Annotated in this window: 10 protein-coding genes; 5 read left to right on the forward strand and 5 right to left on the reverse strand. The window is 47.1% G+C overall.

Translation table 11 applies throughout. From position 1 onward, the window contains the following. Positions 1 to 990: glycosyltransferase family 4 protein (locus RMO27_RS21965; protein ID WP_309736597.1), on the reverse strand; the 990-nt coding region annotated here is incomplete at its 3' end. 402 nt (positions 991 to 1,392) lie between these two features. Further along, entirely contained in the window at positions 1,393 to 2,859 is a 1,467-nt protein-coding gene (locus RMO27_RS21970; RefSeq protein ID WP_309736599.1) for a DUF4832 domain-containing protein, read from the reverse strand. Positions 2,860 to 3,052: 193 nt separating this feature from the next. Between RMO27_RS21970 and RMO27_RS21975 the strand changes: the two genes are divergently transcribed. The 4 genes from RMO27_RS21975 (at position 3,053) to RMO27_RS21990 (ending at position 7,586) form a co-directional block, all read left to right on the forward strand. Continuing rightward, on the forward strand, positions 3,053 to 3,214 hold the full coding sequence (locus RMO27_RS21975; protein WP_309736600.1) for a hypothetical protein: 162 nt from the start codon (positions 3,053 to 3,055) through the stop codon (positions 3,212 to 3,214). 203 nt (positions 3,215 to 3,417) lie between these two features. Next, positions 3,418 to 4,737, forward strand: coding sequence for an O-antigen ligase family protein (locus tag RMO27_RS21980; RefSeq protein WP_309736602.1), 1,320 nt, complete (start codon positions 3,418 to 3,420; stop codon positions 4,735 to 4,737). 83 nt (positions 4,738 to 4,820) lie between these two features. Then, positions 4,821 to 6,374 carry a lipid II flippase MurJ gene (murJ, locus tag RMO27_RS21985; protein ID WP_309736604.1) on the forward strand — a complete coding sequence of 518 codons (1,554 nt, stop codon included), beginning with the start codon at positions 4,821 to 4,823 and terminating at the stop codon, positions 6,372 to 6,374. Between the two features lie 117 nt (positions 6,375 to 6,491). Continuing rightward, positions 6,492 to 7,586: a glycosyltransferase gene (locus RMO27_RS21990; RefSeq protein ID WP_309736605.1), complete on the forward strand. Its 1,095-nt coding sequence runs from the start codon at positions 6,492 to 6,494 to the stop codon at positions 7,584 to 7,586. An 85-nt stretch (positions 7,587 to 7,671) separates the two neighbouring features. Here RMO27_RS21990 and RMO27_RS21995 read toward each other — a convergent pair whose 3' ends face one another. The 3 genes from RMO27_RS21995 to RMO27_RS22005 all read right to left on the reverse strand — a co-directional run bounded on the left by RMO27_RS21995 (position 7,672) and on the right by RMO27_RS22005 (position 10,222). Next, positions 7,672 to 8,811, reverse strand: a complete 1,140-nt coding sequence (locus RMO27_RS21995; RefSeq protein ID WP_309736607.1) for a glycosyltransferase — start codon at positions 8,809 to 8,811, stop codon at positions 7,672 to 7,674. A 660-nt stretch (positions 8,812 to 9,471) separates the two neighbouring features. Then, on the reverse strand, positions 9,472 to 9,900 hold the full coding sequence (locus RMO27_RS22000; RefSeq protein WP_309736608.1) for a KGK domain-containing protein: 429 nt from the start codon (positions 9,898 to 9,900) through the stop codon (positions 9,472 to 9,474). A 118-nt stretch (positions 9,901 to 10,018) separates the two neighbouring features. Next, positions 10,019 to 10,222, reverse strand: coding sequence for a hypothetical protein (locus RMO27_RS22005; RefSeq protein ID WP_309736609.1), 204 nt, complete (start codon positions 10,220 to 10,222; stop codon positions 10,019 to 10,021). Positions 10,223 to 10,388: 166 nt separating this feature from the next. On the opposite strand from RMO27_RS22005, the gene RMO27_RS22010 reads away from it, so the two are divergent. Next, positions 10,389 to 11,537 (forward strand): alanine--glyoxylate aminotransferase family protein, encoded by a 1,149-nt coding sequence (locus RMO27_RS22010; RefSeq protein WP_309736610.1) that lies wholly within the window; start codon positions 10,389 to 10,391, stop codon positions 11,535 to 11,537. Positions 11,538 to 11,659: the final 122 nt, after the last annotated feature.

Genomic DNA, 11,659 nt, shown 5'->3' on the forward strand with positions numbered 1-11,659 from the left:
GGCAGGATCGGACATCAACGCATCCAATCCTGCGGCCAGTGCCTCTACATTTTCTGTTGCCACCAATAGACCATTGACGCCATCTTCGATAATATCGCGAGGGCCGCTCAGGCAATCGGTAGCTAGCGAGGGCAAACCACAAGCCATTGCTTCGCATAGAGCCATCGGAAAGCCTTCAACGCGCGATGACATCACAAATAAATCGGCTTGACGGAGATAGTCCGACACATTTGAGACTGCACCAGGTAAATGCACGCAGTCGGTTAATTGTAATTGCGATCGTAAATCTTCTAGTTCCGCACGGATTGCACCCTCGCCCAAAATTGTTAATTGCCAATCGGGGTGCCGAGCATGAATTTGATGGAAAGCTTTCAGCAGTAGATCGAAACCTTTGCGCGAATCGAGTCTCCCCACAGCGAGCAAGCTGGGAGTGGGGAGTAATCGCTCTGTCGCGACTGCGGGTGGCGGGGTGAGGACGGGATTGGGCATGACGATTGTCCGATATCCCTGTGTGGCTGGGTAAAAAGGCACGGCATTTTGAGTTAAGACCGCGATCGCATCGGCATAGCGATAAGACCATTTCATTAGGAGTTGCCAGATTTTATTGGCATCTGTAGCCCCAGGATAAGTATGTTCGCTGACAATTGTCGGAATATCGAGATGCCAGCAAGCTAGGATATTATAGACATTCACCGAATTCATGAAACTGATAACGACATCGGGTCGATCGGCCATAATTTCCCGTCGCAAGCGTGTCACTCGCTGCCCGGTATGATAGATTGCCGCGAACCAATTACCTGAGTTTTTTGCTAGCCCCATTGACTTGACCTGAATGCGCGGATCTAATGTATAAAAACACGACTGAGTGGAATCGACTAACATCATCAAAGTTACTTCCCATCCCTGCTCGACCCAGTAATTAGCCAGAATCGACATCACGCGTTCTGCACCGCCCCCGCCTAGTCCATAAATAACCAAAGTAACTTTCATGAGTCCAATTTGACTAACAACTTGAGATCGCGCGTCAATTATAGATGCGTACGTACGCTTCCGTCTGTCACAAAAAGATCGTTGGGCAGCAAAATACTGGACTCATCCGACTTTTGGGGCAAACACATCACAATTGTAGGCACTAACTATACTAATAGTGCCCACAATTGTAATTAGATCTCACTCAATGAGAAAGTTATTTATTAGCTGACAAGATCTGAGGATCGATCTACCTCACTCAATCTTGCTACTTACCAGTATCAGCAAAGCTTTTTGGCAATTAGCGGATTGAGAGACAACAGACTTTTGGCAAATTTTAGATCTAACTTATTACTGCCGTTCTCAATAATTTTTCTGATTGGCGATTGTCAGCTCGCGCATTAGACTCAAATCATCGATCGACTATTTGAGCAACCGTACCGTGCGGCGAAGCGAGTTAAATCCAGTTTTGGCTTCCCAAGTTTTGTCATTTGCCAAGCGAATCGCATATTCTGGCTGGTTAGCCAGTTTGGGCATCGGATCGGGGAGATTCAATAGCAGCTCATAGACTCCTGGCTCGGCAGCTCGCGGCACTTTCGCGCGAATATCGACAGTAATTTCGCCGACTTGCGGCAGCCAAAAGCGAGGGTCGTGAGTTTTGCTTAGTGGTTTGAGGATCGGGATGCGATAGATTTTACCTGTCTGCTGATGGCGCAAAATTAATTCTAAGCCACGAGGGTTATAAGGACCGGCGTACCCAACATTTGTGATGGCAAAATTGCCCCTTAAATCCTGGGTGCGTTGTACTTGGGTAGGAAAACTCGATCGCACCAATTGCAAACGGTAGCCCAAATTGCGGGCGATGCGCTCGTAACAGCCTTCTTGCCGCCAGCGATCGAGATCGGGCGTGTAGAAACCGGCATTCAGATAACTCCAATGAAATCTAGCTAAATCTACTTCTGCGGTGGGGCAATCACTCCGATGTTCGGTGGGAGTAACCTGACAAGTTTCGCCACCAACAGCCACAAATGGAGTCATTTTGCTAGCGTAGTTTGCTAGTGCCGATCGATCGGGTTCATAAGTCCCAGCATCGGCTTGGTTAGCTAAAAAGCAGTCGTTATGAAAGCCGACCCGAGCTTGCCGCTTACCACTAAAGGCATCGCTCAGAGTGAGTGCTTGGGGGTAGTTAGTCCGAATATCATCAGGATAGCGCAGTTGCACCATGCGACTGGTGGGTGTCGCCGCTAGCAGTGCTGCTAAAATTTTGGCTTTCGGCTGGGGCTTGGCAAGTCCATTGCCAGAACTATGCCACTCTCCCCACGCACCGATAAACCCCCCCTGTAAAACCGCAATTACATCAGCATTTTGATAGAGAATGGGCTTGAGTTGATTGATGTGGGCGATCGTCAGCGCGAGACTGGCATCTGGAGATTTCTCGATGTTATCGTTCCCAGTGGGGAAGTTATAACCAAATCGGATCACAACCTTAATTTTGGCTGCCCGCACTAGTTGCAATTGGCGATTTAATTGGGCTAAAAATACTGGAGGTAAGGGACGGTTGCGATATTCATCTAGGCGAATATAAGATCTAGCTAAGCTGTGACCATCCCGCCGAACGTAGCTAAAGTTGCGACCGCTCATTAATTCAATGTTGCCATGAAAGCCCCGCTCTGGATTGGGGAATTCAGATGTAGTTGGTGTGTAGGTGAGGCTTGGCTTGGCACTTGCCGACGGTTTAGTAGCGATCGGCATCAGCTTGTCGATCTGCTGGACAGCTTGATCTTCTTTGGCAGATAAAGCTGTCTCCGATCGATTTTCATTACTCATGCAACCAATCAGGATCGTACAAATACAACCGATCGTCCACAGGCAGGAAGTATAACGATTCATGTTTGGTAATTACTTTTAGTCGATAACTATAGAGTATCTTGCTGGTTAGGATTACGCATAGAGGCATGAGCAACGGATAGTTGTCAGCTCGCAACCACTAACTTGATCGACTCCTGCGGACTGAGCGGCCATCGATCGCCGCCAGCAGCATCGATCTAGTTAGTTTCTGGCTCGGATGGGGCATGATTAGTGTATGTGTTTCGTCAAAACAACGTTCGATCTCCTCTCGATGATCGAGATCGATCTCCAATCGATCTCGATCGTCCAACTCAAAATTAAGTTGCGCCTAGCTACTCAAAATAACTGCGCGATCGATCGACTAGCATTCTCGATCACGACAGAATCCGGCTTTTAACCATTTTGATTAGATAGTTTAGCTGATGTTAGTAGCACAATAGATCGGCTAAGATAGCAGGTAATATCAAATAACTCTCCCCCAAAATTAATTCTAAATATTGTTAAAATCGGATGTTCGTCTTTTGAAAATTGCTAATTTATTGTATTCTTCAAGTAATATTTTTTAAGCAGAAGCGATCAGATTAATTATTTATATATACTATGTCATCCAAGTTAATCGAGCAATTTGCCGAACCGAGAAATAAGACAAAGATATTCTTAGATCGGTATCAATATGTTTTGTCAATTATCACTGCTTTTTTATTCTTTTCTGATTTCCCGGACTGGTTACTAGCAGCCCCGATCGTACCGATCAATCCCTTAAGCTGGATTATCGCATTTGCAGTGTTGGCGTTACCATTTTATAAAAAATTAGCAACTATTCCCAAGCCATTGATCGCTTGGATGCTCTTCTATGTAGGTATTGCACTCCTATCCTTGATGACGGTCAGCGCGGATGAAATCTCATTTACAGATTTCCGCTCTAAAGTTTTGGCTGCTTTATTTATTGCGCTGATGTATATCATCTTTCAGCAGCGATCGGTAAATCAGGTCAAATGTACAGCTTTGTTTGTCTTGTTCATGAATGTTTGTAATAACATGCTGGAGTTATTTAGCCCCAAAATGTTTTCAGAGTTAAACGTCGGTCGTCCAGCCGGATTTTATATCGATCCCAATAAGGCAGGCTGTGCGCTGATGCTGACAATGTTATTGAGCATCACGATCGTCAAAAAGCCCTATCGATGGATTATTCTACTGGTAGCTGGCGTGGGGATTATGGCGACATTTTCGAGAGGAGCTATTCTCGGCTGGGTAATTTGCACATTGCTACTCATCATCGGTCGTGTCGTCTGCGACCAGCGCCGGAAAGTTCTCGCACCAATCGTAATTTTTATTATCCTGTTAGCATCGCTCAATCCGCTTCAGGCATTGACCGACTATTTTAAAGGCGACCCGACTGGGGCAAACTGGGATATTGTTAATCGGCTAGAAGAATTCCAAAACCCCTCGCTCAAAGAAGATTCGGCAATGGAGCGGCAAGCGGTGGCGGCTGGTGGTTGGCTGATGTTTGGCAATCGTCCGTTTTGGGGGAACGGATTGGCATCGACTCGGAAGTGGATGGTTTCGGAAGTCTCCACCCACAATATGTATCTTTATTACATGGCCGATCATGGCATTTTGGGAGTGCTATTTCTGCCAGGAGCGATCTTTGCCGTTGTCTATCGCAATCGTGGGGAAGAGCAGACAATTTTGATCTGTTTTGGGGTGTTTGTGAGTCTGTGGGGATTATTCAGCCATGAGGTTTTAGCAGAACGCTTTACGTTATCGAGCTTCGCCTTGTTGGCGGCGATGAATACCAATCAAAAATGGTACTTGAAATATACAAATCGTAATTTCAACACGGCACCGTCACCATCGATCGCTCCCGCATTTTTACCGCCAGTCCGCAACCAAAGGATCGTCTCTCAAAAACGCGATTAGCTAGTTGTCTAACAGGAACTATCTATCATCAATTAAGTCTTATTCTTCTAGATTCTCGATCGCCAAGTACTGAATCTGAGGATGTGAAAAATCTAGAATTTAGAGATACTCGTGGATCGAGATCGCTCGCGACCATTGCTGCTACTCCTTTCGATTTCACCCGATCGCTTTTTGCCATCAATCATCTACCAAGCTCCGCATCAGCAGACAATAAAATGAAAATCGATCGACTGCAAAAAATCACCAGTTTATGGAAAAAAGTCGGGAGTGGCTCGGTCAATAGTCGAATTCTGATCGCGATGATTGTGGTCGGATTCGGGACGATCTTAGCTAAACTATTAGCTGTTATTAAAGAGCTATTTGTTGCCAATATCTTTGGTACCGCTAGTGAATTAGATGCCTTCTTAATCGCATTAACTATTCCATCTTTTTTACTCAATATTATTGCTGGCTCATTCAATTCGGCACTAATTCCGACTTATATCAAGGTCAGAGAGAAAGAAGGTGCAAAATCGGCGCAAAAACTATTTGCGGGTGCCTCTTTGTGGAGTATTGGCTTGCTGGTGCTTACCACCGCGATCATGTTGGCAAGCGTGCCGCTCTATTTACCATTACTGACCAACGGCTTCAGTGCCGAAAAGTTAGCACTGACATATCGGCTCTTGTGGGCGATCTCACCGATGCTAATCCTCACTGGGATTGGTAGTATTTGGGGTGCAGTGCTCAATGCTGGTGAGAAATTTGCACTAGTGGCACTAGTGCCGATGATTACGCCGATCGTCACAGTCATACTCTTATTTGGATTTCAGTCTTGGGGCGTATTCAATCTCGTGACGGGGATGGTTGGCGGTCAACTGATCGAAATGACGATCGTCGGCATCGTCCTCAAGCAACAGGGTTTTTCACTGCGCCCGCAATGGCATGGATTTAATACCGACCTCAACGAAGTAGCTCGTGAATATGCCCCAGCAATTGTGGGGTCATTTTTAATGTGCAGTACTTCCTTGGTCGATCAGTCAATGGCAGCCATGTTGCCAGCCGGAAGTGTCGCCGCCCTGAGTTATGGCAATCGGCTTGTGACCTTACCAATTATTATTGCGAGTACGGCACTGAGTACGGCGGTGATGCCCTATTTTTCCAAAATGGTGGCGAGTAATGATTGGTCGGGTATTCGTAACTCATTTCGGCACTACCTCCTCCTGATCTTTGCGGCTAGTGTGCCACTCACTATCTTAATTATTTTAGGTTCGGAACCGATCGTGCAGACACTTTTACAAAGAGGTTCATTTAATGCCAATGATACGCAGATAGTCGCGCAAATCCAAAGTTGTTTCGCACTCCAGATCCCCTTTTATATTGGCTGTATGTTGATAGTACGGTTGATTTCGGCGATGCGCACCAACCAGATTCTGATCGTTGGCTCGGCCTTTAATCTGGCGATCAATATTGGTTTAAATTATTTCTTCATGCAGTGGCTAGGAGTGGCGGGGATTGCGCTATCGACGAGTTTTGTGTACATGTTTTCATTTTTCTTTTTGCTGTTTTTTGTGCTCCGCAATCTGAAATCGATATCCACCGCTCAAAGCGATCCGATCCCAACCGATCGACAACTGCCAGTAAATAAAGAAATCGAATAATTTCAGCCAACCGCACATTGACAATTGTGGCATTCGATTGCCGAGCAGTCTGGACGATCGCAAATGAGCTAGATCTGGGCACTATAAATTAATCAAGTCATCGAGGAACAATCGCACATGTCCGAACGCCGAATCGCTTTCTTTTTACCGACCCTTGCCGGTGGCGGTGCGGAAAGAGTTGCCCTCAATTTGCTCGCAGGGATGCTCGAACTAGATATCCCGCTGGATCTAGTCGTTGCCGATACGGCGGGGCCATATTTAGACCAAGTACCCGATCGCGTGCGGCTGGTGAATTTGGGTACAGCCAGAGTGATGAAGGCGATTCCGTCCTTGGCAGGTTATTTAAAGGAAACTCAGCCAGTGGCACTACTGTCGCACATGAATCATGCGAATGTCGCCGCGATCCTCGCCAAGGAATTGGCGCGGAGCAAGACCAAATTAGTGGTGGTAGAACACGATACTCTCTCAGCGAGTAAATCGAAATTACAGCGGAGTAAATTTTTGCCCCTGCTAATGAAATGGCTCTACCCCCGTGCGGATGCGATCGTCGGCGTGTCCCAGGGGGTTGCATCAGATCTGGATTCAGTACTGGGATTTGAGCCAGGAACGGTGAAAACCGTTTACAATCCAGTTGTCGATCGCCAATTAAAGGCCAAAGCTCAAGCCCCCTTAGCACATCCCTGGTTTGCACCAGACAGCCCGCCCGTCTTTGTGGCTGTCGGCAGATTGACCCCCCAGAAAGATTTCGCCAACTTGATTCGCGCGTTTGCGATCGTTCGCCAGCACCGACCCGCCCGCCTGATAATTTTGGGTGAAGGTGAAACCCGCAGCGCGCTCGAAGCTGAGATCGCGACACTGGGGATTACTGAAGATGTTTCCTTACCTGGTTTTGATGCCAATCCTTATGCTTATATGGCACATGCGGCGACCTTCGTGCTGTCATCGCGCTGGGAAGGATTGCCGACAGTCTTGATCGAAGCGATGGCTTGTGGTTGCGCGGTGGTATCGACAGATTGCCCTTCAGGGCCTCAAGAAATCTTGGCTGCTGGCAAGTATGGGCTGTTGGTGCCGATCGAAAATTCCCCAGCTTTGGCAACGGCGATGCTTCAGACCTTAGAGACGCCAATGGATCGAGCGCATTCGATCGAGCGCGGGCTATATTTTTCCAGCGAGCGCGCTGTCAGCGAATATCTCAGATTATTCGATTATTAGCAGTTGACAGTATCTCAACTCGATTCAAGATGGGAGATTCTAAGCCCTGCTTATTATTGGTACATCCCAGCTAGCTGGTCGATCTCTAGCCATCGACTAGCGCGCGTTCCCAAACATCATTATATTTGGCTACCATCGTCTGGACGCTGAAATTCATTTCAATGCGCTGTCGGCAGCGGGCCTGCCGCTCTTGCCATCCCGGTCGATCGGACATTTGCGCGATCGCACTTGCCATCGCTTCGCCCAACTGTACGGCATCGCTAGGCGGTACTACCCAACCAGTGTCCCCAACAATCAAGGCAGCATCGCCGACGGCAGTAACGATACAAGGTGTCTGACACGCCATCGCCTCTGCCACAACATTGGGGAAGGCTTCGCCATAAGCACTAGACAGGACGTGCAGATCCAAGGCATTCATCACGGCGGGAATATCCGTACGAATGCCTAGCAAAGTGACTCGATCGCTAACTTGATGGCGATCGAGTAATTCGACTAAAATTTGATTGTCAGCACTGAGCTTCGAGCCGATCAGCACGCAGTGCCAAGGCGATTGGGTTTGGGTCTGAAGATGCGCTAAAGCGGCAATCAGATTGGCGTGATCTTTTTGGGGATTCCAACGGGCGACCATCCCAAATAAAGTCGTCCCATCGAGAATTTGCCATTGCTGGCGCAGATTTTGGCGATCGGCGAGGTTTGGGGCAAACTCGCTGACATCATAGCCATTGGGAATCGTCACCATTTTCTGAAGCTGATAACCAAGTGCGCTATGAACTCGCACGCCTTCTTCCGAACAACTGATAATTTTGCGAGGAACCATGCCCGATATCAAGGCGCACAGGCGAACGATCGCGCGAGTGGTAAAGGCCGTTTGCGCCGGATCGAGGTCGGAATTATGAATCCCCCAGACGATCGCTTTCTGGCCTGCCAATCTGGCGATCGCACTACCGAGCAGATCGCTATGGTACATCCAGGTTTGGATCGCATCTGGATCGATTTCCTGAATCAGTCGATATAGTTTGGTGACGCCTTGCCAAGTCAATCTACTCTTGGGCATATCGAGAGAGTGTACCGGAATTCCTAATTTCACTACTTGCTCTCCATACCAACCAATACTCATGAGGGAAATGACCTGATGAGTATTTTGTTTGTCGGCAATAATGAATCGGTACAAAACAGCTTGAGCACCGCCGTCATTAAAATCCGTAATAATATGAAGAACTTGCATTCGAGTTATAAGTTATGGTTTAATTCTGCGTTAGGTTTATAAAAACAGAATACTTAGATATATAGAATAATATGGTCTATCGATCGACATACTTGTACCACCAGATGATGTAGTTATCGAATTATTTGCTTCAAGTAACTACAGCTAACCAGTCCAACAATATCGATTTTTTACTGTAACAACTAATATTTTTCAAATAATATCATAGATAAATACCAATATCTAGAATCGACAGATGGCAACGATCGAATCGATCTTGGTAAGATGCATCATGCCTGAAATTTAGTAGTGATTAGGGGCAGGCTAATTTGCGAGCATCGATACCGATAATGGCGTAGTGATGCGATGAGATCGCCTTGAGTCGATCGTTATCGCCAACTCGTTCTTACGAGTATTTAGATTTAGACATTTGCAAATTTGTCATCGTCACTGGCTTATCAAAAATTCACTGCAAATAGATAATTTGCCAAGTACTTCTAGCACAGTTAACAAGATTAGATCGTTCTTAACTTGGAGAAACAATCGTCCGTAAATTAACGATCGCAATTAAATCTGAACACCCAAATTCCGATCAGAACTTGGGTGTCTAGCTGCTAGAACTTTGGCAATTTATTGAAGTGGGGAGTGAAATAGCTATTTTTCATTGCTAATCGATAATTTTTATTGGCCGTTATGATGAATACCGGTGAAGACATATTCACTATTAACATATTCATCACCAGCAGCATCTTCGCGTTCCCGATCGCCAGGTAATAACATTTTTTCGTCTGAATCTTCCACTAAAAATTCTACCGACACTTGTACTCGAACTTTACCTTTGCACCAGCGGCGGGTGGCCAGATCGAGGATTTCGCAACTAATACCTTCATCGAACCATTGACAATGTTCGTTGGCCAATCGGGTCGAACCGATCATCCGAATCGGAATCTCTAAACCATGCTGTCGTAGCTTCTGATCGATCGCTCTACCAACCGAACCATCAAAAGATTGACCGATCGCCTTTTTGAGCTTACCAGAACGAAACATTGCCTCCCCAAAGGCAATTACATCGTCATCACCACAATCATAGGGAATAAGATTATTTGTCATAACATTTTTGCGATCGAAGGTTAGCACTAGATACCATTAACATGATGCCATAATATACTCAAAACAGACCTGATGGATCTACGCATCTCGATCGATCTCTATGTTCTCAATTTAACCATCAGATCGGCCAATCTCCTCTGACACTATCGGTTCTGGTTGTCTGAATCGAACTTTGCCATACCCCCGCCAGTAGACTAAAAAACCCAATCTTAGTTAGCATAGAGATATTACCTAGCAAAATTGGATCTGGACACTGCTGATCGCGATGTTTCCCAATTGTAGTCTCCATCCGATCGGGTTGGCGTTCAACAGCGCGATTCATCCCCCATCTTCAGCCAGTCCGCAGCAGATCTGACGGACACTCTATCCGCCGCACATAGTCTTGAGCTAAAATTGACATTCTGCAAATTCTCATGAGACGCTCGCGCTTCAGCAAGAGTCTGTGTCCGATCGGCAGTTTAGCTATTATTCATCATGGGATCAAGATCGTGGAAAATAAATTAATGTTAATGATTCCTGGCCCTACGCCAGTGCCAGAAAATGTGTTGTTGGCACTAGCCAAACACCCAATTGGACATCGGAGCGGCGAATTTAGCCAGATCATGACCGAAGTTACTGCCAATCTCAAATGGTTGCACCAAACTCAAAACGATGTCCTGATGTTGACCGTTTCTGGTACGGGGGCGATGGAAGCGGGAATTATTAACTTCTTTAGCCCTGGCGATCGCGTGTTGGTCGTACACAATGGTAAGTTTGGCGAACGGTGGGCGCAAGTAGCTCAAGCTTTTGCGCTAGATGTCCAGACGGTTACCGCTCCCTGGGGACAACCGATCGACCCCAACGCCGTCAAGGCCGCTCTCGAAGCCGATGCGACCAAAACTATTAAAGGTGTTATCGTCACTCATAGCGAGACTTCCACTGGGGTGATCAATGACCTAGAAACGATCGTGAGGCATGTCAAAGCTCATGGTGCGCTGACGATCGTCGATGCAGTCACCAGCTTGGGCGCAGTCAACGTGCCGATCGATGAGTGGGGTTTGGATGTGGTGTGTTCTGGCTCTCAGAAAGGATTTATGATCCCACCAGGGTTGGGGTTTGTCACGGTCAGTCCCAAAGCCTGGGAAGCCTATAAAGTCGCCAAATTGCCTCGCTTCTACATGGATTTGGGTAAGTACAGCAAAGATGCCGCCAAAAATACGACCCCATTTACCCCACCAGTCAACTTGATTTTTGCCCTCCAAGCAGCACTGAAGATGATGCAGGCGGAGGGCTTGGCAAATATTTTTGCACGTCACCACCGCCACATGCAAGCCACCCGTGCGGCTGCGACGGCGATGGGTTTACCACTTTACGCACCAGAAGGACATGGCAGTCCGGCCATCACGGCTGTAGCACCGACAACAGTGGATGCCGAACAAATTCGGAGTCTGATGAAGAAGAAGTTTGATATCGTCCTGGCTGGCGGTCAGGATAGCCTCAAAGGTAAAATATTTAGAATCGGTCATCTCGGCTTTGTCTGCGATCGCGACATCCTCACGGCGATTGCTGCCCTCGAAGCGACGATCGTCGAACTCGGTCATACTGGCGGTATCCCTGGTGCTGGTGTTGCTGCTGCGGCAAAAGTCTTACTGAAGTAATAAATATTTCAGTTGTTTGACTGGGGCAAGGGATTGCGGCTACAGGCTGACAGACTGTTGCAAAATTGCCAGCAGTTTGTTGTTTTGACAACTAATTTAGCTGTCGGTCGCCCAGTCCCCCC

It is taken from the genome of Chamaesiphon sp. OTE_75_metabat_556 (genome assembly GCF_031378165.1).
Lineage (GTDB): Bacteria > Cyanobacteriota > Cyanobacteriia > Cyanobacteriales > Chamaesiphonaceae > Chamaesiphon.